The 23,630-nt window shown below is 71.7% G+C and carries 17 protein-coding genes and 1 tRNA gene; 12 read left to right on the top strand and 6 right to left on the bottom strand.

What is annotated here, in order from left to right; genetic code table 11:
* Nucleotides 1-67: 67 nt before the first annotated feature.
* The gene (locus tag HNR23_RS05080; RefSeq protein ID WP_184073977.1) at nt 68-397 is read left to right on the top strand and encodes a response regulator transcription factor; all 330 of its coding nucleotides are present in this window, start codon (nt 68-70) and stop codon (nt 395-397) included.
* Between the two features lie 29 nt (nt 398-426).
* Here HNR23_RS05080 and HNR23_RS05075 read toward each other — a convergent pair whose 3' ends face one another.
* Nucleotides 427-1,617: a 3-deoxy-7-phosphoheptulonate synthase gene (locus HNR23_RS05075; RefSeq protein WP_184073975.1), complete on the bottom strand. Its 1,191-nt coding sequence runs from the start codon at nt 1,615-1,617 to the stop codon at nt 427-429.
* Between the two features lie 466 nt (nt 1,618-2,083).
* Between HNR23_RS05075 and HNR23_RS05070 the strand changes: the two genes are divergently transcribed.
* The 7 genes from HNR23_RS05070 to HNR23_RS05040 are packed head-to-tail and all read left to right on the top strand — an operon-like array spanning nt 2,084 to nt 12,628.
* On the top strand, nt 2,084-2,392 hold the full coding sequence (locus tag HNR23_RS05070; RefSeq protein WP_184073973.1) for a chorismate mutase family protein: 309 nt from the start codon (nt 2,084-2,086) through the stop codon (nt 2,390-2,392).
* A 48-nt stretch (nt 2,393-2,440) separates the two neighbouring features.
* Entirely contained in the window at nt 2,441-4,516 is a 2,076-nt protein-coding gene (gene pabB / locus HNR23_RS05065; protein ID WP_221308032.1) for an aminodeoxychorismate synthase component I, read from the top strand.
* On the top strand, nt 4,516-5,475 hold the full coding sequence (locus HNR23_RS05060; RefSeq protein ID WP_184073971.1) for a 2-dehydropantoate 2-reductase N-terminal domain-containing protein: 960 nt from the start codon (nt 4,516-4,518) through the stop codon (nt 5,473-5,475). Before pabB ends, HNR23_RS05060 begins: the two co-directional genes overlap by 1 nt.
* A gap of 5 nt (nt 5,476-5,480) precedes the next feature.
* On the top strand, nt 5,481-6,707 hold the full coding sequence (locus HNR23_RS05055; protein WP_184079923.1) for an aminotransferase class I/II-fold pyridoxal phosphate-dependent enzyme: 1,227 nt from the start codon (nt 5,481-5,483) through the stop codon (nt 6,705-6,707).
* 19 nt (nt 6,708-6,726) lie between these two features.
* Entirely contained in the window at nt 6,727-9,051 is a 2,325-nt protein-coding gene (gene prmC / locus HNR23_RS05050) for a peptide chain release factor N(5)-glutamine methyltransferase (protein WP_184073969.1), read from the top strand.
* 7 nt (nt 9,052-9,058) lie between these two features.
* On the top strand, nt 9,059-12,061 hold the full coding sequence (locus tag HNR23_RS05045) for an amidohydrolase family protein (protein ID WP_184073967.1): 3,003 nt from the start codon (nt 9,059-9,061) through the stop codon (nt 12,059-12,061).
* Nucleotides 12,062-12,628 carry a GNAT family N-acetyltransferase gene (locus HNR23_RS05040; protein ID WP_184073965.1) on the top strand — a complete coding sequence of 189 codons (567 nt, stop codon included), beginning with the start codon at nt 12,062-12,064 and terminating at the stop codon, nt 12,626-12,628. It abuts the gene before it with no gap.
* A 138-nt stretch (nt 12,629-12,766) separates the two neighbouring features.
* On the opposite strand, the gene HNR23_RS05035 is transcribed toward HNR23_RS05040, so the two are convergent.
* A tRNA-Ile gene (locus HNR23_RS05035) sits at nt 12,767-12,840 on the bottom strand.
* Nucleotides 12,841-13,202: 362 nt separating this feature from the next.
* Between HNR23_RS05035 and HNR23_RS05030 the strand changes: the two genes are divergently transcribed.
* Together HNR23_RS05030 and HNR23_RS05025 are read left to right on the top strand one after the other, a co-directional pair.
* Nucleotides 13,203-14,192 carry a malate dehydrogenase gene (locus tag HNR23_RS05030; protein ID WP_184073963.1) on the top strand — a complete coding sequence of 330 codons (990 nt, stop codon included), beginning with the start codon at nt 13,203-13,205 and terminating at the stop codon, nt 14,190-14,192.
* Between the two features lie 117 nt (nt 14,193-14,309).
* Nucleotides 14,310-16,820, top strand: coding sequence for a DEAD/DEAH box helicase (locus tag HNR23_RS05025; RefSeq protein WP_184073961.1), 2,511 nt, complete (start codon nt 14,310-14,312; stop codon nt 16,818-16,820).
* 135 nt (nt 16,821-16,955) lie between these two features.
* Here the strand turns inward: HNR23_RS05025 and HNR23_RS05020 are convergent, their stop codons facing one another.
* Together HNR23_RS05020 and HNR23_RS05015 are read right to left on the bottom strand one after the other, a co-directional pair.
* Nucleotides 16,956-18,101, bottom strand: coding sequence for an alpha/beta hydrolase-fold protein (locus HNR23_RS05020; protein WP_184073959.1), 1,146 nt, complete (start codon nt 18,099-18,101; stop codon nt 16,956-16,958).
* A 119-nt stretch (nt 18,102-18,220) separates the two neighbouring features.
* Entirely contained in the window at nt 18,221-19,360 is a 1,140-nt protein-coding gene (locus HNR23_RS05015; protein ID WP_184073957.1) for an alpha/beta hydrolase, read from the bottom strand.
* A gap of 237 nt (nt 19,361-19,597) precedes the next feature.
* On the opposite strand from HNR23_RS05015, the gene HNR23_RS05010 reads away from it, so the two are divergent.
* Entirely contained in the window at nt 19,598-20,923 is a 1,326-nt protein-coding gene (locus tag HNR23_RS05010) for an alkaline phosphatase family protein (protein ID WP_184073955.1), read from the top strand.
* A 20-nt stretch (nt 20,924-20,943) separates the two neighbouring features.
* Here the strand turns inward: HNR23_RS05010 and HNR23_RS05005 are convergent, their stop codons facing one another.
* Nucleotides 20,944-21,435 carry a cytidine/deoxycytidylate deaminase family protein gene (locus HNR23_RS05005; RefSeq protein ID WP_184073944.1) on the bottom strand — a complete coding sequence of 164 codons (492 nt, stop codon included), beginning with the start codon at nt 21,433-21,435 and terminating at the stop codon, nt 20,944-20,946.
* Nucleotides 21,432-22,118 carry a RibD family protein gene (locus HNR23_RS05000; RefSeq protein WP_184073942.1) on the bottom strand — a complete coding sequence of 229 codons (687 nt, stop codon included), beginning with the start codon at nt 22,116-22,118 and terminating at the stop codon, nt 21,432-21,434. Before HNR23_RS05000 ends, HNR23_RS05005 begins: the two co-directional genes overlap by 4 nt.
* Nucleotides 22,119-22,264: 146 nt before the next feature.
* Here HNR23_RS05000 and HNR23_RS04995 point away from each other — a divergent pair, with 146 nt between their 5' ends.
* Complete coding sequence (locus tag HNR23_RS04995; RefSeq protein ID WP_246421591.1) at nt 22,265-23,599, top strand: glycoside hydrolase family 15 protein; 1,335 nt, start codon at nt 22,265-22,267, stop codon at nt 23,597-23,599.
* Nucleotides 23,600-23,630 lie beyond the last annotated feature (31 nt).

Raw genomic sequence — 23,630 nt, 5'->3', positions numbered from 1 at the left:
CGGCACGAATGCCTTCACCCGCTCGCGCCGGACTTCAGTGTTGCTTTTCCTCAGGGGAGAACAGATCATGCCCGAGCTCGTGTCCCGAGTTCCCTCCACCCGCATCGGCTCTACCGCCTCAGAAAGCTGGGATAACACGCTGACGATAGGCGAGGAGCTCCCGAGCATATGCCTGGTATGCAGCAAGAGCGGCGGACGCGCCGACCTGAGGCAGCAGATCCTGTGCTATCTGGCGCTCGGATACACCGATGAACAGATCGCCAGGCGCCTCTCGCTCAGCGTGCGGACCGTGCGGCGCCGGATCGCCGATGTCATGGAGGAGCTGAACGCGACGAGCAGGTTCGCCGCCGGCGTGAAAGCGACACAGGAGGGCCGGATCTGCAGAAAGCTCGATTGACGAAGATCTGAGTCCGCCGACGACCCCTTTCACAGCAGGCGGAGAAATGCGTGCACGAGCTGCTCGGCCTGCGCCGGATTGAGCCGCGGGTCGCAGACGGAGCGGTAATGGGGGAATACGAGGCGACCGGTGGCTGTTTCGGGAACGTCCACGCACTCGGTCACCGGGTCGGGTGTCAATTCGAGGTGCAGGCCGGCCGGCCATTGCCGGTGTTCCCGCAGCACCCGCACGAACGCCTCCGTCTCCGCGCGCATGGCCGACAGGGACCGGGTCTTGGCCCCGCCGGGCGCGCGGTACGTGTTGCCGTGCATCGGGTCGCTCAGCCAGACGACGGGTATGCCGCCCGCCGCCACCGCTTCGACCAGGGGCGGCAGGGCGCTGTCCAGCTGCTCGGCACCCATCCGGACGATGAACGTCAGCCGCCCGGGCACCGCGTCGGGGTTGAGTCTCCGGACCAGCTCGACGGCGTGGGCCGGCGAGGTGCGCGGCCCGATCTTCACCCCGACCGGGTTGTGCACCGACGCGGCCAGCCCCACGTGCGCGCCGTCCGGCGCGCTGGTCCTGGCACCGATCCAGCCGAAATGCGTCGACGCAGCATAGTCGCCCCGCTTCCCCGTCCGGACCAGTGATTCCTCGTAGGGGAGCAGGAGGAGTTCGTGGGCGGTGTAGACGCGTTCACCCGCCTGCCGACCCGCCCACGAGGCGCGCACCGCCCCGAGCACCGCCCGGGAGCAGTCGTAGGCGTCGACCAGCCGGGTCGGGTCGGCCGCCCGGAGCACCGGGTCGGCGGCCGGGTCGTTGACCGCGTCACCGCGGTAGCTCGGCACGCGGCGACCGTCGGGCAGTGTCTCGTAGGGGTCCGATCGCGGTTTGGCGTACTGGCCCGCCATGCGGCCGACCGGCACCACGCCCAGGCCCGTTCCCGCCCGCAGGACGGATGCCAGTCCCTGCAGGTGATCGAGCTTGCGGCGGACGCGGTCGGGTACGGCGTCGTGGAAGCGTTCGGCGCAGTCGCCTCCCTGGAGTACCAGCGCCTCGCCGCGTGCCGCCCCGGCCAGCGCCCGCTCCAGCTCCCCCACCTCATCCTCGGTGGTCAGGCCGGGCAGGTCGCGCAGCCGCCGCCGGACGTGGTCGAGGAGGTCGCCGTCCTGCCAGTCGGGCTGCTGGGCAGCCGATGTCGCCGTCGTACCGTGGGACGTCGTGCTGAGGGACATGGTCATTGCACACCGCCTGCGATGTTCGAATCGGGTGGGGCGAATCGTCGGTCGTCCATCGGGCCCGCAGCCCCCGCGAGGCATCGGACGCACCCCGCCGGGCGATCCCCGGCATTCGCTGGGGAGATCCTGGGTGAATTCTCAGCGGACGGTCCGGCCGACCATTGGGTCGGATGGGCCCGCGCCGCGGACTTCCCGGCGTCGTGGACGATCGTAGGTGAATGCGTCCGCCGACAGGGCGGTAAATATTTCCTGCCGCAGCGGACGATAGCACGGCGCCACTGCACCCCGAAGCCGACCGCGTCTTCTGAAAATGCCCGCCCAGCTCGCAGAATTCACCCTTGGTGATCACGCGGGCACCCCTTGTCCATTGTCATCTGGCAGGAACCTGTCATGCACTGGAGACCGCCTGGAGAATGTGATTGAATCCAGCACGACGTTCGGGCAAAGAGTCGAAGTAAGGCGGGTATCCATGTCGGCATCCCATGAAGGAAAAGACCAGCTATCGGAACTCCGATCGGAACTCGACGGGATCGACGAGCGCCTTCTAGAAATCATCCGAGAGCGCATCGAGTGCTGCGTCAGAATCGCCCGTCACAAGCAGGACCACGACATTCCTATGATGCAGCCCCACCGAATCGGGGTCGTCCAGGAACGAGCAGCGAAGTACGGTGATGAGAACGGCGTCGACCCGGATTTCCTCCGCCGACTCTACGACCTCATCATCGGCGAAACCTGCCGGGTGGAAGACCTTGTGATGGGAAACACTTCGGCGCGGTGACCACACCGCTGCGTGGTCGCCCCCGCCCCAGAAATGTGGAGCATTCCCATGCTGCGAACGCTGCTCATCGACAACTTCGATTCCTTCACCTACAACCTCAGTGACCTCATCCATCGGGTGAACGGGCGGGCCCCGCACGTGGTCACGAACGACACCCCCTGGTCCGACATCGACCTCGACGCCTACGACTGCGTCGTCGTCTCCCCCGGCCCCGGCCGCCCCCAGCGGGAGCGCGACCTGGGTGTGTCGGCGCTGGCGCTGAAGCAGACCGCCGTTCCCGTGCTCGGCATCTGCCTGGGCCACCAGGGGATCGGCCACATGCACGGCGGGCGCGTGGGTCACGCTCCCGAGCCCATGCACGGGCGTGTGTGCGACGTGCACCATGCCGGACGCGACCTGTTCCGCGGACTGCCCTCCCCCTTCAAGACCGTGCGCTACCACTCCCTGGCGGTCACCGACCTGCCCACCGACCTGGAGCCGCTGGCGTGGACCGCGGACGGCGTGGTGATGGCGGTCCGCAGCCTGCGTGCGCCGCAGTGGGGCGTCCAGTTCCACCCCGAGTCGATCCTGACGGAGAACGGCACCGAACTGCTCGACAACTTCCGCGCCCTTGTGGAGGCCCAAGGATCCCCCCGAACGGCGGCGCCGGCCCCCGACCGCGCTCGCCCCCGGTACCGGATCGACTGCCGGCGGATCGACGCCTACCCCGACACCGCGTCGCTCTTCGCCGACCTCCACGCCGATGCGGAGCACGCCTTCTGGCTGGACAGCTCCCGGACCGACACCGCCTTCAGCCGGTTCAGCTTCATGGGAGACGACTCGGGGCCACTGGCCGAAAGCCTCGCCTACTCGGTCACCGATCAGGCCTGGAGCATCACGCGCGGCGAGAGGACCACGCGCGTCGAGGCCGGGTTCTTCGACTACCTCAACGAGCAACTGGCACTCCGCCGCGTCCAGCATCCCCCCGAGCTGCCGTTCGACTTCAACCTCGGGTACGTCGGCGCCCTCGGCTACGAGCTGAAGGCCGAGACCGGGGGGCGGGCCCGGCATGTCTCCCCGCTCCCCGACGGGCGGCTGCTCTTCGCCGACCGGGCCATCGCGGTCGACCACCACGAGCGGTGCGCCTACCTGCTGGTGCTGACCGATACACAAGCGCCCGACACCGTCCGCACCGGCGCGGAGTGGCTGGACCGCACGGTCCGGGTGGTCCAGCGGCACGCCGCCGCCCGGGAGTCCGCGACCGAGGCGGTGCCCGCGGAGGCGCGCGGGCCGGTGTCCGCCGAGCCGCCGCGGTTCCGGTTCGACCAGCCGCGCGCGGACTATCTCGACAGCATCGCCTCGTGCCTGGAAGCGATCACCGACGGCGAGTCCTACGAGATCTGCCTGACCAACACCGCCGAGGCCGCCTCCCTCGACGCGCCGCTCGACGCCTACCTGCGGCTGCGCTCGACGAGCCCCGTCCCGTTCGGCGCCTACCTGCGGGCGGGGTCGACAACGGTCCTCAGCGCCTCCCCGGAGCGCTTCCTGGAGGTCCGCAGGGACGGCCGGATCCAGGCCAAGCCGATCAAGGGGACCCGGCCCCGAGGTGACACACCGGAGGCCGACGCCGCACTCGTGCGCGAGCTGGCCGCCAACCCCAAGGACCGGGCCGAGAACCTCATGATCGTCGACCTGCTCCGCAACGACCTCAACCGGGTGTGTGCGGTCGGGACCGTGAACGTGCCCAAGCTGTTCGACGTCGAGACGTACTCGCACGTGCACCAGCTCGTCAGCACGATCGAGGGCCGCCTCGCCCCCGGCCTCACCGCCGTCGACTGCATTCGCTCGGCCTTCCCCGGGGGGTCGATGACCGGTGCGCCCAAGATCCGCACCATGGAGATCATCGACGACCTGGAGCGGCGGGCGCGCGGCTACTACTCCGGCGCCATCGGCTGGCTCTCCCTGTCCGGCGCGGCCGACCTGAGCATCGTGATCCGAACCGTGGTCAACGGCGAGCGCTCCTGCACCTTCGGCGTGGGCGGCGCGATCGTCGCGCTGTCGGACCCGGAGGAGGAGTTCGCGGAGACGCTCGTGAAGTCCCGGGCCATGGTGTCGGCCCTCAACGCATCCGTCGAGGAGGACTGATGTCCCGGCGGCGCCGACACGCGCCCGGCCGGGCGGCCGTGGTCGGCTACGGAAACGTGGGCCGGCTGTTCGGCGGCCTGCTCGCCGACGCGGGATGGCAGATCACCGCGGTCGACCCGAACGTCTCCGCGGAGCACGGCGCACCCCACGCGACCGGTGCCATCCGCGCCGACATCGGCGCGCCCACCGCCGAGCTGCGCACATGCCTGGCCGACGCCGACATGGTCATCGTCGCGGTGCCGGAGCGGGCCGCGTTGGCGGCCGTCGACACACTCGACGCCTGCGTCGGCGCGGCGACCCCCGTCGTCGAGACGCTCTCCCACAAGCATCGGTTCCGCCAGGCGGCCAGCGAACGTCTGGCCCCGCGGCCGCTCGTGAGCCTCAACCCGCTGTTCCACCCGTCCCTCGGCTGGGCGGGCAACACCGTGACCGCCTCGGTGGACCGCGGCGGTGAAGTCACCGCCCAGCTGCTCGACCTGATCCGGACGACCGGCGCCCGGGTGCACCTGCTGGACCCCGCCGACCACGACCGGTTCGTCACGTCCGTCCAGGCCGTCACGCACGCCGCCGTCCTCGGCTTCGCCCGCGCGCTGCCCCGCCTGGGGCTCCCCCCGGCCGACGTGATCGCCTGCGCGCCGCCGCCGACCCGGGCGCTGCTGGCCGTGGCCGCCCGCGTGCTCACGGCCGAATCCGAGACCTACTGGGACATCCAGAGCTCGGGCGAACCCGGCGACACGGCCCGCCGGGCGCTGCTCACCGGCATCGAGGACCTCGACCACCAGGTCGGGGCGGGCGACGACGCGGGCTTCGGCGACGAGTTCGCCCGCCTGCGCGCGTGGTTCGGCGACGAGCTCGACGGGTTCGCCGACGACGCCGCGCACATCCTCGGCGCCCTGGTGTCCCGGCGCGCCGCGACCCCCCGACCGTCCACCCCCGCACCGAACCGAGGAGCCACGTGACCGGCATGAACAATGTGCTGCCGACCAGCAGAATCGCACGCAGATCGGCTGCGACCACGGACATGTACGACAGGGCCGTGACGGCCGGCCTGACCGGGCATACCATCACGCAACGGTCCGGCAAGACGGTGCGCCTGTCCGACGGCAGCGAATGCGTCGAGTTCGTCTCCTGCTCCTACCTGGGGTTGGAGGATCACCCGCGGCTGGTGCAGGCGGTGCGGACCGCACTCGACAAGTACGGGACGCACTTCTCCTCCTCCCGCAACAGCATGCAGCCGACCGAGACCGACGAACTGGAAGAGCTGCTCGGCGAGATCTACCCGGGGATGACCGGCGTGGTGTTCAACTCGGTCAGCAGCGCGCACCTGGGCGTGCTGCCGCTCCTCGGTGCGGGCATCCTCCCGGGCTACCCGGTGTCCGCCGACGGCCCGCTGTTCATCGTCGACCGGACCGCGCACGCGTCCATGCAGGCGATCCGGGGCGTCCTCGAACAGGTCGGCCCGGTGGCGCGGTTCCGCAGCGAGGAGCCCGAAACGCTCACCGAAGCGCTGAACCGGGCCGCCGCGGAGCGCCGCACACCCATCGTGCTCGCCGACGGGATCGGCTCCATGGGCGGGCTGATCGACGTCGGCGGACTGCGGGACTCCGTCGCCGAGCACCGCGGCTACCTCTACATCGACGACGCCCACGGCATCTCGATCAGCGGGAGGCACGGCGCCGGATACGCGTTCGAGGCGCTGGGCGGCCGGGTCCCCCCCGAAGTCCTGCTGGTCGGTTCGCTGTCGAAGGCGTTCGGCGGCTCCGGCGGTTTCATCCTCACCCACTCCCCCGAGGACGCGACCATCCTGCGGCGCGAGGCCAACCCCATGGTGTTCGGCCACTCGAACATGATCACCCACGTGGTCGCCAACGCCGAGTCGGCGCGCATGCACCTGGACGGGACCGTGGCCACGCTGCAGGAGGCGCTGTGGGCCAACGTCGAGCTCTTCGACCACGCCCACCGCCGGGAGCTGGTCAACGCCGGCGTGCGGTCCCCGATCCGCGGACTGCCGATGCCCAGCGAGGAAGCCGCGTTCGCCAGCGCCGTGCGCCTGCGCGAGGTCGGCGTCCTGTGCTTTCCGGTCTTCTACCCCGTCGTCGCCAAGGGCACCGGTCTGCTGCGGTTCGCGATCTCCGCGAAGCACACCCCCGAGCAGATCGAGTCGATCGCCCGCCACCTCACCACCGTCTGACCGAGATCAGGAGCCCCCCATGAACTCCCCAGCACCCTTGTCGGGCTTTGACGTGATCGTCGTGGGCAACGGCGCCCTCGGCTCGTCGCTCGCCGTCGAGCTGGCCGGCCGCCACGCGTCGGTCGCGCTGGTCGGCCGCGCCCACCGCCCCTACGCCGCGTCCTCCGCCGCCGGTGCCATGCTCGGCTGCTTCGGCGAGGTCACCACGGCCCTGCTGGACAACGCCTACGGCCAGGCCAAGTTCGACCTCGACCTCAAGGCCAAGGACATCTGGCCGGAATGGCTGGAGGCCATCTCCGGCGGTGTCTCGGACGGGCGCGACATCCTCACCGCCTCCGGAACGACCGTGCTGCTCAACACGGTCGGCACCGACCACATCGACACGCGCAACTTCGCGGCGATCCGCGCCATGCTCGACAAGCACGACGAGCCCTACGAGAAGGTCGACCCCGGCGACATCGCCTGGCTCGACCCTGACCCCAACTCCCGGCCCCTGGAGGCCCTGCACATCCCGGGCGAGCACGCGGTCGACTCCGGTCGGCTGCTGCGGCGGCTGGAGCGCACCGCACGCGACCGCGGCGTGCACATCGTCGACGCCCAGGCGACGGCGGTCGTCACCGACGGCGACCGCGCGAGCGGTGTCGTGCTGGACGACGGTACGACACTCGGCGCCGGGCAGGTCGTGCTGGCGGCGGGCGTCGGCGCGCAGGAACTCGTGGACTCGGTACCCGGTCTCGGCGACCACATCCCCCGGCTCGTCGCCGGGTACGGCGTGTCGGTCGAGATGAGCACCCACGACGGCACCCAGCCCGAGTCGGTGATCCGCACCCCCAACCGCGCGTTCGCCTGCGGTCTGCACGTCGTGCCGCGCGGTATGGCGCGCGTGTACGTCGGCGCGACCAACATCATCAACCCGCGCCCGCTGGCCAACCCCGTCCTGCGCGACCTGGAGTTCCTGATCGGCTGTGCGCACCGCCAGATCCGCCGGAACCTGTGGTCCAGCGACATCGCCAAGATCAACGTGGGCAACCGGCCGGTGTCGCTCGACGGCTTCCCGCTGCTGGGCGAGACGCCGCTGAACGGCCTGTGGATGATGACCGGCACCTACCGCGACGGCCTGTTCCTCTCGCCCCTGCTGGCGCGGGAGTTCGCCCGGCGGCTGTCGGGCGAGGAGCCCGAACTGGTCCTGGACGCGTTCGCGCCCGAGCGCGCGCCGCTGGCGGGCGTGTCCCGCGAGGACGTCATCGAGACCACGGTCGAGCACATGCTGGCGACCGGCTACGAGCACCACTGGAACATCCCGACCGACTGGCAGGAGTACCTGGCCGCCGACCTCAAGCCCATCTACCGGCAGTGGGCCGACGAGATCGACACCGAGTTCACCCCGCCCCCGGAGCTGCTCGCCTCCTCCCGGCTGCACCCGACCATGGTCGAGTGGATGCGCTCCTACTACGACAACTGCCGGGAGCGGTTCGGGGCGCCGGGATCCAGCGCGGGCCCGACGCTGGGCGACCGGGTCGACGAGGCGGCGGAGACCCTCACCGCCGCCCTGGTGTGGACGCCCCGTGACGACGCGCTGGCCCTGGCCGCGCACGCGACCGGCCAGAACGTGGGGGACCTCGATCTGAACGCGGCCATGCCGGACGACGCGGCCGAGACGTTCCGGTCCCTGGTACGCCGGCGCGCCGACCGGGTACCGCTGGAGTACCTCACCGGCCGCGCCCGGGTGTTCGACCTGGAGTTCGAGGTCGGCGAGGGCGTCTTCATCCCCCGTGTCCACTCCGAGGCGATGGTCCGCGACGTGCTGGCGCGCTGCTCCACCGAGCGCCCGCGCGTGGTCGACCTGTGCACCGGGTCCGGCGCCATCGCCCTGGCCATCGCGCACCTGCGGCAGGGGGCGACCGTCACCGGCGTCGACCTCTCCGCCGCGGCCGTCCAGTGCGCCAAGCGCAACGCCGAACGGCTGGGCGCCCGCATCTCCGGCGAGGTCGAGTTCGTGGAGGGCGACGCGTCCGACCCGGCGCTGCTCGGCGACCTGCACGGCGGCGCCGACCTCGTCACGGCCAACCCGCCCTACGTTCCGCACAGCCTGCAGATCCCGCCGGAGTGGGCGGTCCACCAGCCCAGGGAGGCGATCTACTCGGGCTGGGACGGACTGGACCTCACCCGCGCGGTGGCCGACACCGCCATCCGGCTGCTGCGCAAGGGCGGCGTGCTGGCGATCGAGCACTACGATGCGGTCGCCGACGAGGTCATGGACATCCTGTGGTCGGCCGGGTTCACATCGCTGACCAGCCACACCGACCACGACGGGTTCCCCCGCTACGTGATCGCGGAAGCCTGAGGGCACCATGGCACTGTCGCGACGCACCCTCCTCAGGGGCGGCGTTGTGCTCGGCGGCGCGGTCGCACTGCACCCGTGCGACCCGCCGCTCGCCTGGGCGGACGGCTCCGGAATGGTCGTCCGCCAGGCCACCAACATCGCCCTGTCCCATCACGGCGGCACCGGACGCATCGTGTTCGACGCGGTGAACAGCCTGTGGCTGATACCGGTCGCCGGCGGTCCGGCACGGCGGCTCACCGACGACGTGGAGGACGCGACCTGGCCGTCGTTCTTCTCCGACGGCCGGCGGGTCGCCTTCCAGTCGTTCCGCGACGGAACGTACGACATCTGCGCCGTCGACCTGTCGTCCGGCGAAGTCGAGCGGCTCACCCGCGGACCCCAGTACGACCTCGACCCGAGCGTGTCCCCCGACGGCCGGCGCCTGGCCCACGTCTCGGACACCGGCGGCCGCAGCGCCATCCGGATGCTCGACCTGCGCCGCGGTCGCGCGGAATCGGTCATCGGCGCCGATGACGACCGCTCCTACCACGCGCCCACCTGGCACCCCGGCGGCGACAGGATCGCCTACGTCGCCGGGGAGAGCACCATCGAGACCCTGCACCTGCCGAGCGGGCGGCGGGAGGTCCTGCACACCGCACCGGAGGGCCAGTGGTTCCGCGGTACCTCCTACGGGCCCGGGGGCGAACTCGCCTACATCCTGGCCGACGGCCCCCGTGCCACCCTCCACGTCGACGGGGAGGCTCTGACCGGGCAGGGCGAGGAACCGGCGCCGCTCCCGCCCTCCTGGATGTCGCGGACCGAACTGGTCTACGGCGCCGACGGCGAGATCCGGCGGCGCGCCGTCGGCGGTTCCCGGCCCCGGGCGATCCCGTTCGCCGTCTCGCTCGCCCCGCCGGGCCGCCCACCGCGGGTCCGGCGCCCCGTCTCCCTCCCCGAGGAGTCGGCCGTGCGGGGCATCGCGGGCCCGGTACTCTCCCCGGACGGCTCCTGCGCGAGCTTCCGCGCGCTGGGTGCCCTGTGGCTCCTACGGCTCGGCGGGAAGGCGGAGAAGATCGTCGACGACGGGTACTTCGCCTCCGACCCCGCGTGGTTCCCCGACGGGCGTTCGATCGCCTATTCCAGCGACCGCGAGGGTGTGCCCAACCTGTGGCGGCACACCCTGGGGGGCGACGAGGAACGGCTCACCGACCTTCCCGACGGGGCGCTGGTTCCGAGTGTCTGCCCGAAGGGTGAACGGATCGCCTTCCAGGACGAGTCGGGTGCCACCTGGGTGCTCGACATCGCCACCGGGAGGACCCGGAAGATCGCCGCGGCGACGGACCACCCGGGAAAGCCCTCCTGGTCGCCGGACGGCCGGCGCGTGGCCATGGCGGTCGTCTCGGCGGCCTCCGAACGGGACGCCGCCGGGCACAACCACATCATGGTCGTGGACACGACCACGGGGGACACCACCACCCAGGCCGTCGCCCCGCATCGGTCCATCGCCACCCGCGGCGACGACGGCCCGGTGTGGTCGCCGGACGGGAAGTCGCTCATCGTGGTCATCGAGAGCCTCGTGCACCGTGTGCCCGTCGCCGCCGACGGAACCGTGACCGGAGCCCCCGTCGCCCTGTCGCCCCTGGTCGCCGACTCTGTCTCGGTGTCCGCCGCGGGGGACGTCCTCTTCCTGTCCCTCGGCAAGCTGGTCCTCGTCGGGGGCCGGGAGTACGTCCCGCCCCTGACCTGCAAGCAGCCGGCCCCGCCTCCGAAGCAGGTGATCCGGGCGGAGGCACTGTGGGACGGCCGCTCCGACGGGTACCGGAGGAACGTCGACATCACCGTCGACAACGGTGTCATCACCTCCGTCGAGGACGCGCGTCCGGAGCTCACCCCCGCGGTGGAGGCCGGGACCGTCATCCCCGGACTCATCGACGTCCACAACCACTGGCACTTCCGAGGTCGCCAGTGGGGCAGCCGCCAGGGGCCGCTCTGGCTCGCCTACGGCGTCACCACCAGCCGGTCCACCGGCGATCCCGCGTACCAGATGCTGGAGACGCGCGAGGCGATCCATGCCGGGGCCCGTGTGGGACCCCGCTTCCTGGGCTCGGGCGAGCCCCTGGACGGTACCCGCTGCTACTACGCGTTCATGCGCTGCGTGACGTCCGAGAAGCAGCTCCGGCGCGAGATCGAGCGGATCATCGGGCTCGACTACAACGTGGTGAAGTCCTACCAGCGGCTCCCGGTCAAGCTGGAGCGCGCGCTCGTCCGCCGGATGCGCCGGGAGGGCATCCCGGTGGTCTCGCACTACCTGTACCCCGCCATGGCGACCGGCCTCAACGGTATGGAGCACACGGGCGGCGGCAACAGGCTCGGCTACTCCCGGACCCTCAGCGCCGGCGCGGGCCGGACCGCCGAGGACACCATCCGCCTCCTCAGCGGATCGCACATGTGGGTCTCGTCCACCCTGCTCTTCGCGCACGAGATGTTCCTGGAGACCCCGGACCTCGTCGAGGACCGGCGTACGAAGGTCCTCTTCCCGTGGTGGGACTACGAGCGTCTGCTGCAGAAGGTCCGCGAGGCGCCGGACAACGAGATCAACAAGGCCTGGACCGAGGGCGACGTGGACCTTCTGCTCCGCGTCCACAAGGCGGGCGGCACCGTCGTGGCGGGAACCGACGCCCCCCTCGACGATGTCGGGATCGGTATCCACCAGAATCTTCGCGCGATGGTGAAATACGGATTCAGCCCCCGCGAGGCCCTGCAGACGGCCACCGTGAACGCGGCCCGCTGCCTGGGCGCGCCCGACCTGGGCGTCGTCCGTCCGGGTGCCCGGGCGGACCTGCTCGTCATCGACGGCGATCCGCTCAAGGACATCAACGATGCCGCACGGATCGAGCGGGTCCTCGTGGACGGGAAGTCCTATGGGATACCGGAGCTCCTGGCTCCCTTCGAGGACCTGCACACCCCGCAGGGGGCGGCCCTGCCCGCCCTCCGCTCACACGGCTGCTGCCGCAGTCAGAAAGGAAACTAGATGGTAGAGATGACCTCCCCGATCACGACCGAGCGCTTGGTTCTTCGGCCGTTCACCGAACATGACGAAGATGACATGTTCGAGTTCGAGTCGCTCCCCGACGTGGCCCGCTACCTGTTCAACGAGCCGCGCACCCGAGAGAACAACGCCGAGGAACTGGCCGTACGGCAGAAGCAGACCGCCCTTCGCGCCGAGGGCGACACGCTCATGCTCGCGATCGTGCTCGACGACAAGGTCATCGGGTACACCCTGCTGATCTGGCTCAGCGAGGCGAACCGGCAGGGCGAGTTCGGCTACGTGCTCCACCCCGGGTACCACGGCAAGGGCTACGCCTCCGAGGCTGCGGTCGAGATGCTCCGCCTCGGCTTCGAGCAGCTCAAGCTGCACCGCATCATCGGCCGCTGCGACCCCCGCAACACCGGGTCGGCCCGCCTCATGGAGCGGCTCGGCATGCGCAAGGAAGCCCACTTCATCGAGTCGGAGATCTTCAAGGGCGAGTGGGGCGGCGAGCTCCACTACGCGATGCTCGCCACCGAATGGCACGAAAGCCGCAGGGCCGCCCGTTGACCCGCCGGTGCGGGCCACGCAGCTGCGTGGCCCGCACCGGGACCACGGAGTCGGCGCGGGCTTCACCGGCACTGACGGCACGCAGCCCCGAGCCGTGGCGAAGCAGCCGGCGGCCCGGGGCTCGGCGGTGAACGCCCGTGGGGCGGGCGGGGCTCGAACCCGCGACCCAGGGATTATGAGTCCCCTGCTCTGACCAGCTGAGCTACCGCCCCGCGCGCGGGGAATCGAGGGGTTCGTCCGCGCATCGGACCCCAGGGTCTCGGTGACCGGGATCGCCGCCATCTTAACAGGATGCACACCTATGGTTCCGGCCGGAAACCGGGGGCTCCGGGGCGCTGCGGGCCTGTCGCCGGTTCGGCCGGGCGACCCGCGGCGCACGGCCTCGGACAGCGGGGCCGGGGTGCTCATGGTGGGCCGCGGCGTGGGGTGTGAACCCATGACTACTAGGGTGGTTACCCGTACCGCCGGGTAATCGGCGGGCGCGCGGCGTGCGCGGCCGGGGTGGGCCGCGTGCGCGACGTGGGCCGCGAGACAGCATCGCGGGTCGCACATACGTCATCAGGAGAAGAAGGTCATGGCCCAAGTACCCGTCAACGTCACCGTCACCGGCGCGGCTGGACAGATCGGCTACGCGCTGCTCTTCCGCATCGCCTCCGGCCAGCTGCTGGGCGCCGACACGCCCGTCAAGCTCCGCCTGCTGGAGATCCCGCAGGCCGTCAAGGCCGCCGAGGGCACCGCGATGGAGCTCGACGACTGCGCGTTCCCGCTGCTCCAGGGCATCGACATCTTCGACAACCCGGGTCAGGCCTTCCAGGGCGCCAACGTCGCCCTGCTCGTCGGCGCCCGCCCCCGCACCAAGGGGATGGAGCGCGGCGACCTCCTGGAGGCCAACGGCGGGATCTTCAAGCCGCAGGGCGAGGCCATCAACGCCGGCGCCGCCGACGACATCCGCGTCCTGGTCGTCGGCAACCCCGCCAACACCAACGCGCTGATCGCCCAGGCCCACGCCCCGGACGTGCCGTCGGAGCGGTTCACCGCCATGACGCGCCTGGACCACAACCGCGCACTCACCCAGCTCGCCAAGAAGCTCGGCGTCTCGGTCAACGAGATCAAGAAGCTGACCATCTGGGGCAACCACTCCGCCACCCAGTACCCGGACATCTTCCACGCCGAGGTCAACGGCACCACCGGGGCCAAGGCGGTGGGAGACCAGGCCTGGCTGGAGAACGACTTCATCCCGACCGTCGCCAAGCGCGGTGCGGCCATCATCGAGGCGCGCGGCGCTTCCTCGGCCGCCTCCGCCGCCAACGCGGCCATCGACCACGTCTACGACTGGGTCAACGGCACCCCCGAGGGCGACTGGACGTCGGCGGCCATCCCGTCCGACGGTTCCTACGGCGTCCCCGAGGGTCTGATCTCCTCCTTCCCGGTCGTCTCGCGCGACGGCCGCTGGGAGATCGTCCAGGGCCTGGACATCGACGAGTTCTCCCGCTCGCGCATCGACGCCTCCGTCGGCGAGCTGGTCGAGGAGCGCGACGCCGTCCGGAAGCTGGGCCTCATCTAGGTCGGCCAGGGCGTTTCGCCGGGTGCGCCAGAGCGCGCCCGGCGGCCGGGCGCGTCCCTTCCCCCGGGTAGGGCGCGCCCTTCTCCATGTCCGGGGCAGTGGCGCGGAGCGGGCAGTATGGAAGGCGTGAGTCTCATCGATCAACTCCCGCCGGCCCCTGAACCCGATGCCCTCTTCGAAGCGTTCGCGTCGTGGGCCGGAGAACGGGGGCTCACGCTCTACCCGCACCAGGAAGAAGCCCTCATCGAGACGGTGTCGGGCTCCAACGTCATCCTCAACACCCCCACCGGCTCCGGCAAGAGCCTGGTCGCCGCCGGGTCGCTGTTCGCCGCGATCGCCCGCGACGAGTGCGCCTTCTACACCGCCCCGATCAAGGCGCTGGTCTCGGAGAAGTTCTTCGAGCTGTGCGCGGTCTTCGGCACCGAGAACGTCGGGATGATGACCGGCGACGCCAGCGTCAACGCCGACGCCCCCATCATCTGCTGCACCGCCGAGGTCCTCGCCAACATCGCGCTGCGCGACGGTGCCGACGCCGACATCGGCCTGGTCGTCATGGACGAGTTCCACTTCTACGCCGAGCCCGACCGCGGCTGGGCCTGGCAGGTGCCGCTGCTGGAGCTGCCGCAGGCGCAGTTCCTGCTGATGTCGGCGACGCTCGGCGACGTCAGCCGGTTCGAGGAGGACCTGACCCGGCGCACCGGCCGGGAGACGACCGTGGTCAGCTCGGCCGAGCGCCCGGTCCCCCTCTACTACTCCTACCGGACCACGCCGCTGCACGAGACGCTGGAGGAGCTGCTCCAGACCCGCGAGGCGCCCGTCTACATCGTCCATTTCACCCAGGCGCAGGCGGTGGAGCGCGCCCAGTCGCTCACCAGCATCAACATGTGCACTCGGGCGGAGAAGGACGAGATCGCCAAGGAGATCGGCAACTTCCGTTTCACCACGAAGTTCGGCCGGAACCTCTCCCGCTACGTGCGGCACGGCATCGGCGTGCACCACGCCGGGATGCTGCCCAAGTACCGGCGCCTGGTGGAGCGGCTGGCCCAGGCCGGGCTGCTCAAGGTCATCTGCGGCACCGACACCCTGGGCGTCGGCGTCAACGTGCCGATCCGCACGGTGCTGTTCACCGCGCTGAGCAAGTACGACGGCACGCGGGTGCGCCGGCTGAGCGCGCGGGAGTTCCACCAGATCGCCGGGCGCGCCGGCCGCGCCGGGTTCGACACGGTGGGCAACGTGGTGGCCCAGGCCCCTGAGCACGTCATCGAGAACGAGAAGGCGCTGGCCAAGGCGGGCGACGATGCCAAGAAGCGGCGCAAGGTGGTGCGCAAGAAGGCCCCGGACGGTTTCGTCGGCTGGGACCAGGGCACCTTCGAGAAGCTGATCGCCGCCGAGCCCGAACCGCTGAAGTCGCGGTTCCGGGTCAGCAACGCGATGCTGCTCAGCGTCATCGCCCGCCCCGGCGACTGCTTCGCGGCGATGCGGCACCTGCTCACCGACAACCACGACGACCGCCCCACGCAGCGGCGGCACATCCGCGAGGCCATCGCGATGTACCGGTCGCTGCTGGACGGCGGCATCGTGGAGAAGCTGCCGGAGCCGGACGACCGGGGCCGCACCGCGCGCCTCACCGTGGACCTGCAGCCCGACTTCGCGCTGAACCAGCCGCTGTCGACGTTCGCGCTGGCCGCCTTCGATCTGCTCGACACGGCGTCGCCGAGCTATGCGCTGGACGTGCTGACCATCGTGGAGTCGACACTGGACGACCCGCGTCAGATCCTCGGCGCACAGCTGAACAGGGCGCGGGGCGAGGCCATCGCCCGGATGAAGGCCGACGGTGTCGAGTACGAGGAGCGGATGGAGCGGCTGGAGGAGGTCGAGTACCCCAAGCCGCTGGAGGAACTCCTCGACCACGCATACGACGTCTACCGGCGCGGCCACCCCTGGGTGGGCGACCACCCGCTGCAGCCCAAGTCGGTGGCCCGGGACCTGTTCGAGCGGGCGATGACGTTCACCGACTACGTGGGCTTCTACGAGCTGGCGCGCTCCGAGGGCCTGGTGCTGCGCTACCTCGCCGGCGCCTACAAGGCCCTCAGCCAGACCGTGCCCGAGGACGCCAAGACCGAGGAGCTGCTGGACCTCATCGAGTGGCTGGGCGAGCTGGTGCGCCAGGTCGACTCCAGCCTGCTGGACGAGTGGGAGCAGCTCACCAACCCCGCGGAGGAGGGCGCCGAGGCGGAGATCGAGGAGCGCCCGAAGCCGGTCTCCGCGAACCCGCGCGCCTTCCGCGTGCTGGTCCGCAACGAGCTGTTCCGCCGGGTCGAGTTGGCGGCGCGCCGCCGCTATGCGGAGCTGGGCGCGCTCGACGGCGACGAGGGCTGGGACGCCGAGGAGTGGGAGGAGGCGATGGAGGCCTACTTCGACGAGCACGACGAGCTCGGCATCGGCCCCGACGCCCGCGGCCCCAAGATGCTCCTCATCGAGGAGGGAAGCGGGACCTGGCAGGTCCGGCAGGTCTTCGACGACCCGGCGGGCGACCGGGACTGGGGCATCAGCGCCGAGATCGACCTCGCCGCCTCCGACGAGGAGGGCCGCGCCGTGGTCCGCGTGGTCGACGTCGACCGCATGTAACGGCGGCCACGCGGCATACGCCCCGCCCCTGTCGTTGATCTCGGGGATATCGGGGTGAAAATCGGCGCTGATACCCCACTATCTCCGAGATCAACGGAGGAAGAGGGGCGCGAGCGGGGAGGGGCGGCCGGGCGGCTAGAGCTTGTCCTTGGCGTCGCCGCCCGTGCCGTCGTCGGCCTTCATGCGGTCGCTGACCCACGGCACCGCGTCGTAGAGTTCGGCGTTCCAGGTGACGAAGTTGTGCCCGCCGCTCTTGCGCTCCAACAGGTCGATCTGGAGCGGGGGCTCGGCGAGGTCGGCGAAGCGCTTGGGTTCGGCCGGGTCGCCGTCGCCGCCGTCCAGGATGCGGGTGACGAGGATGTCGACGGGCGGCATCGGGCGGTTCTCCAGCCGCCAGAACAGGTCGTTCTCCTGCCGGAACTTCGCGCTGCCCCCGTAGAGGTCGCCCGTCTGCTCGTCCTGGATCGCGCGGAAGTCGCCGGCCAGGGACACGGCAGCGGTGTAGGAGTTGGGGTGCATCATCGCCAGGCGCATGGCGCAGCTGCCGCCGGCGCTGTTGCCCATGATCGCCCAGCCGTCCTTGGTGGGCGCGGTGCGGTAGCGGGCCGACATCGCCTCGGGCAGGTCCTGGGCGTAGTAGGTGCCGGCCTGCGGGCCGCCGGGGACGTCGACGCACTCGGTGTCGTGCGGCGGGTCCGTGGACGGCCGCGCCATCACCCAGATCATCGGCTGCACCTTGCCCTGCTTGCGCAGGTCGGAGACGACCTCCGGCAGCTTCATCCGTTCCACCAGGTTGCGGGCCTCACCCGGGAAGCCGGTCAGCAGGACGCCGACCGGGAACCGCTCCTCGGCGTGCGACTTGGCGAAGTACTCGGGCGGCAGCAGCACGTAGGCCGTGTCCGACAGCCCACTGCGCGCCCCCTTGAACTGCACCTTCTCCAGCTTGCCCATCTTCTCGGGCACCTGGGAGGTCACGTCGTCGTCGGGCAGCGGTTCGGCGACGGAGCCGCCGTCGTCGCCCCCGCTGTCACTCGGGGCGGCGGACGGCGCGTCCTTGCCGAGCAGGTCGTCCCACGTCCCGTAGAAGGAGAAGTGCAGGTTGGCGACGAGCCCGAGGGTGGCGAGCGCGCACAGCTGGACCACCCCGATCATCAGCCCACGCGACACCACACCGAGGATGCCGGAGCGGGCGGCATGCCGCCAGAACACGATCACGGCGACGAACGCCGCGGCGGTGCAGGCGCTCACCGTCCAGAGCAGAGCGGGACTGGTCAATTCCACCGCGAAACGTTCCTTTCGGCGATGATCGGGTGTGCTGCCGGAGCGGGGTGGGGGGTGGGGTCAGGGTGGGGGGTGGGGTCAGGGTGGGGGATGTGCGTACCCGTGCGGGGCGGGGTGCGTCAGGCCGAGGGCGGGTCCGCGCTCAGGCGGTCGCCCAGCCACGAGGCGACCTCGCGCATCCGCGGCTTCCAGGACGCGGCGTCCTCACCACCGCTCTTCGGCAGCCGACTGACCTGCATGGGGTCCTTGACCGCCTGCTCGAAGTCGTCGAGTCCGGCGGCGTCCTGCCCCTTGCCCTGGCCGAGCAGGATCTGCAACGGCGGGCCGGGCAGGTTCTCCGCCCGCCACAGCGGGTCGGTGCTGTGGCGCACGGCCTCGCTGCCGTCGTACAGGTCGGTGCCGCTCGGCTCGTCCGGCGCGGTGACACCGCCGCCGAGCGAGGCCACCGCCGAGAAGTTCGCGGAGTGCACCAGCCCGGCCATCAGTGCGCAGCCGCCGCCGTCGCCGACCCCCGCGATCGCCCAGCCCTGCCGGGTCGGCGCGGTGCGGTAGGTGTCGGCGAGCTGTGCCGGGGCGTCCTGGCCGACGAATGTCTGCCCCTGCGGCCCGCCGGGAACGTCGACGCACGCCTTGGCGTCGGTTCCGGAGAGCCCGACGACGGCCCAGATGGCGGGCGGCCCACCGGCGTTCGCCGGGTCCAGGCCCTTGAGCACGTCCTCGGGCCGCTGGTCGGGACCGGCGGCGATCAGGACGACGGGGAAGCGCGCGTCCTTGCCGTCCCCGGCGAAGTACTCGGGCGGCAGCAGCACGTAGCCGGTGCTCGTCAGACCGGAGGAGGGGCCGCCGAACTCGACGGTGTCCAGCTGCCCGGAGGTGGCGCGGTCGCCGCCGCCGGGGACGGTGCTGGCGGTGACCGCGAGCCCGCCGTCCTTGCGGCCGCTGTGGTCGGCGGCCGCGACGATGTCCTGCGTGCCGTCGCCGGTGCCCAGCAGGTCGCTCCACTTGGGGTAGACCTTGATGTCCCAGTTGACGACGCTGGAGACCGCGGCGAGGGCGGTGACCGTCGCCAGGGCGAGCAGCCCGACACGGCCGAGCACGCTCTTGCCTCCACCCTGGCTCAGCCGGGGCCAGACCCGGACGAGGAGGATGAAGGAGGCGACGGCGAGCAGGGCCAGCAGGAGCATGAACTTCTTGCTCGTCAGGTCGAAGCCGATGTCGTTCACCAGCCTCGCGAAACGGCCCAGCAAGCTCAACTCCATCGAGGGTCCTCCCCGGTCACAGCCGGATCCCCGGCACCGCGCATCCGCATCGTGGCCTCCGCATGACGCGCGGAGGTCCGCCGTGTAACGGTAAGGGGCCGAATCCAGTGGAACCGTCGGCAATCGGCAAAGTCACGGTCAATGCACGGGTGGCATGAATCACGGAAACCGACGCCGGTGGGAGGCCGCGTTATATTCGGCCTCGGGACTCCGAAACCCCCGACGGGAAGGCCTCGGATGCGACGGCGCTCCTTTCTCGGCAGAACGGCGGCATCGGCGCTCGGCGTCACGTCCCTTGCCGCGCTTTCCCCGATCCTCACCGCGCGCCCCGCCGCGGCGCGCCCCACCCCGGGGCCGCCCGCCGCCGGGCCGGTGATCCTCATCGACTGGGACGGGATCGACCCGTCCTACCTCGACGCCCACCTCGATACCCGGCTGCCCCGCCTGCGCGCCCTGGTCGCGCGCGGCTCGCTGTCCACCGCGGCGTGCACCTACAAGCCGGTCTCCAACCCCAGCCGCGCCGGGATCGCGACCGGCGCCCGACCCGCCGTGCACGGCAACGTCGCGTTCTTCCTCGACCCCGGCACCGGCCGCGCGGTCGGGCAGACCCGCGACATCGCCGCCGAGACGATCGCGGAGAGCCTGCGCCGCCAAGGCCGCAACGTGCTGTCGGCGGGCTGGTACATCGTCCAGGACCGCGGTGTCTCCTACGGCGATCCCGAAGGCCTCTACACCCAGGGGACCGTGTGGGAGCAGAACGTCGACACGGTGGTGCGCGCCCTGCGCGGCGAACCGGTGGACTCCGGCGGGACCCCGGTACGACTGCCGCGGATCCCCGACCTCATCGCCGCCTACGCCGCCGACATCGACGACATCGGGCACCGTGAGGGGCCCGACAGCCCCCTCCTCCCGCAGCGGCTGGCCCAGCTCGACACCGGTCTGGGCCGCATCGTCGACGCCGTCGACGATGCGGGCCTGAGCGCCGACGCGACCTTCGTGTTCGTCTCCGACCACGGCATGACCGGATACACCGAGTCCCTGGAGCCGCAGGTACTGGGAGCGCTCACGTGGGCCGGTTTCGCCCCGGAGCGACTGTACTCGCGGCAGGCACCGGCGCCGCTCACCGACGTCGTGCTGACCGCCACCCCGCGCGCGGCCAACGTGTACCTGCGCGGCAGGGCCGACTCCGACCGGCAACGGGCCCGCGTCGAGCACGTACTGCGCCGACTACCCGAACTGGAGGCCGTGTACAACCGCGCCGAGCTCGACGCGATGGGTGCGGCCGCGACCGAGGGTGACTTCGCCGTGGACGCGCGGCCGCCCTACGCCTTCTTCGACCCCGAGGAGGTGGACGGTCGCGAGCGCGGCGGCCACGCGAGCCTCAGGGAGGCGACGGCGCCGCTGGTGCTGGCCGGGGCGGGTGTGGTGCCGGGGGCGACGCCACATGAGCCGCGGACGATCGACGTCGCCCCCACCATCAGCCGCCTGCTGGGGGTGGATCCGCCGGCCGACGCCGAGGGCCGGGTCCTCACCGAGGCACTGAAGCGGCGCATCGCGGGCTGAGGGCGACCCCGGTCGAGACGTCACCCCGGCCCGCCCACCGGCAGGTGGGCGTTGACCGCGCGGACCTCGGGGGCGAGGTCGGGCACCTCCACGACCGTGCGCCCGGCGGCGCGCAGCCGCCGAGCCCCGTCGCAGTCGACGAAGAGCGCCGGTTCCCGCCAGGCGAACACGACGCGCGGGATCGGGGTGGCCAGGATCAGCGCGGTGCAGGGGTGCGGGCGGGAGGCCCGCGCGCTGCACGGCTCCAGAGAGCTGTACAGCGTCGCCGAGCGCAGGCGGGGGTCGTCGCAGGAGAGCGCCCGCAGCGCGACCTCCTCGGCGTGGTCGCGGGGGTCGTCGCGACGCGAAAAGCCGTCGGCGAGCACCCGGCCGTCGGCGCCCAGCACGACCGCGCCGACCGAGAAGGCCGTCGCCGAAGGCGGGCAGGACCGCGACAGGTCGATGGCGGCGCGCAGCCACCGCCGGTCGGCCGCCGTGGCCGCGGTCGACCCCGCGGGCCGGTCGGCCGTCATGCCGGGGCCCCGGGCAGGTAGCGCAGCACCACGATGTCACCGATGGTGCGGGCCTCGGCGAGCCGCATGGGGTCGTGCGGGCCGTTGGCGAACGCGCCGGGGTCGACGAAGCGGGGCGCATCGCCGTCGCCGACGAAGAACGGGGCCACGGCCAGTCGGATCTCGTCGGCCAGCCCGGAGGTCAAGAAGAGCGTGTGGACCCGGCTCCCGCCCTCGACGAGCAGGCGGCGCACCCCTCGCTCGGCGAGGTCGGCGAGGATCGCGGCGGGGTCGGCGGGGGCGCCGGCGTCGATCACTGCGACGTCGGCGGCGCCGCGGAACCGCTCCGTGCAGGACGCGTGGGCCGCGCTGTTCGCGTACACGATCTTCCCGGCATCCCCGGTGGTGAAGAAGCGCGCTTCCGGGTCCAGGTCGCCGTTCTCGGTGAGGACCACTTTGAGCAGGTGGCCCGGACGGCCGCCGGCCTCCCGCCGCCGACGCCGCTCCGGGGAGCGCACCAGCAGCCGCGGGTCGTCCCGCCGCACGGTCCCGGCCCCGACGAGGATCGCGTCGCATCCGGCACGCAGCTCGTCGACCTCGTCGAAGTCCGCCTCGCTGGAGAGTCGCAACCGCTCCGGCGTGGCGTCGTCGATATACCCGTCCACGGACATCGCGCAGCTCAGGATGGTGTAGGGGCGCTCCATGCAGGCCAGCCTAATGACCCACCGCCCGTTCCCCCAATCGGCGTCCCCCCGATCCCCCGTTGATCCCGGGAGAACGGGGCAAGGGCGGAGTGGCATGAGAGCAGGAGTCCGGTTCGGGTGCGGCGGGCATGTAGGAGGCAGGCCGGATGACGGACGGCGGTAGCGAGGTGACGGCGATGCCGGAAGCCGGGTCGGACGGCGCCGCCGCGCCGGTGCTCGGCACACGGGGGACTGCGTGGCGGCCGGAGACCCGGCTGTACTCCGACGGTGTGGTGATCGGCGCCGACGGCACCCCGGTCATCGTCCCGCCGCACTCGGCCCTGGAACGCGTCCCGGCAACGGGGCTGCTCGCCCCCGGCGGGCACCTGTCCGGGGCCGCGGAGGCCACGGACGCGGCCGTCCGGCGCGAGCGGGAGTGGCTCGGGTCGGCCGACGTCCCGGCCGCCGGTTCACCGTGGGAGGACATGGCGCGCACCGCCCTCATCGACATCCGCACCCTGCTGCACCCCGACGGGGCGATGGTCGCCGCGGCCAGTCCGTTCTGGCGGTACGTGTGGCCGCGCGACGCCGCCTTCTGCGTCGTCGCGCTCGCTTTGTGCGGGCTGGGGGACGCCGCGCTGCGGGTGCTGCGCTATGTGGCCGCCATGCAGGAGCCCGACGGCACCTGGCAGGCGCGCTACCTGCCCGACGGGTCCCGGCGGGTCCCCGACGACCGCGGCACCCAGTTGGACGGCATCGGCTGGACGCTGTGGGCCGCCTGGCTGCTGTGGCACACCGAACCGGCCCGGGAGCTGGCTCCCGTGGTGCCCGCTCTGACCGGAGCCGCCGCGGCGCTCGACGCGGCCGTCGACCCGGCCAGCGGTCTCCCCCGCCCTTCCCCGGACTACTGGGAGAAGGCCACCGCCGACGTCACACTGGGCACGGCCGCGCCCCTTCTCCTCGGTGCACGTGCGGGAGCGCGGGTGCTGCACGGCCTCGGCGCCCGCGACGCGGCCCGCCGGTGCGCGTCCGTCGAGGCCCGGCTGGGACCGGGCATCGAGCGGCACTTCGCCGGGGAGGGGTACCCCCGGCGCCGCGGCGGCGGCCGGGACGCCTCCGTCGCCTTCCTGCTTCCGCCCTTCGCCCCGGCCGCGCCCCGCCCGCGCGCCGCCTGGCATCGGACCCTGGCGGCGTTGAGGCTGTCCAACGGGGGTGTGCGCCCCGGTGAGGAGTGGCCGGACACCGCGACCGCCTGGACGCCGCAGCTGTCGCTGTTCGCCATGACCGCCGCCTGCCTCGGTGAGCTCGGGCCGGCGGCGCGGCTGCTCGACTGGCTCGACGCGCACCGTACCCGGCTGGGCGCGCTGCCGGAGAAGGTGACCGCCGACGGCCGCCCGGCCGCCGTCGCCCCCCTGGCCCTGACCGGGGCGAGCGCCCTCATCGCGCTGCACGCGCTGGACGGCCGACCTGTCCCTGTTCCCGCTGCCGTTCCACCGACCTGAACCCCGATCTCCGGGGCCGTCGTGCTCCGGG

The sequence above is a fragment of the Nocardiopsis mwathae genome (assembly GCF_014201195.1).
GTDB lineage: Bacteria > Actinomycetota > Actinomycetes > Streptosporangiales > Streptosporangiaceae > Nocardiopsis_C > Nocardiopsis_C mwathae.
Note: the sequence above shows the minus strand (reverse complement) of the source record. Positions and strands in the feature narration are given on the sequence as shown.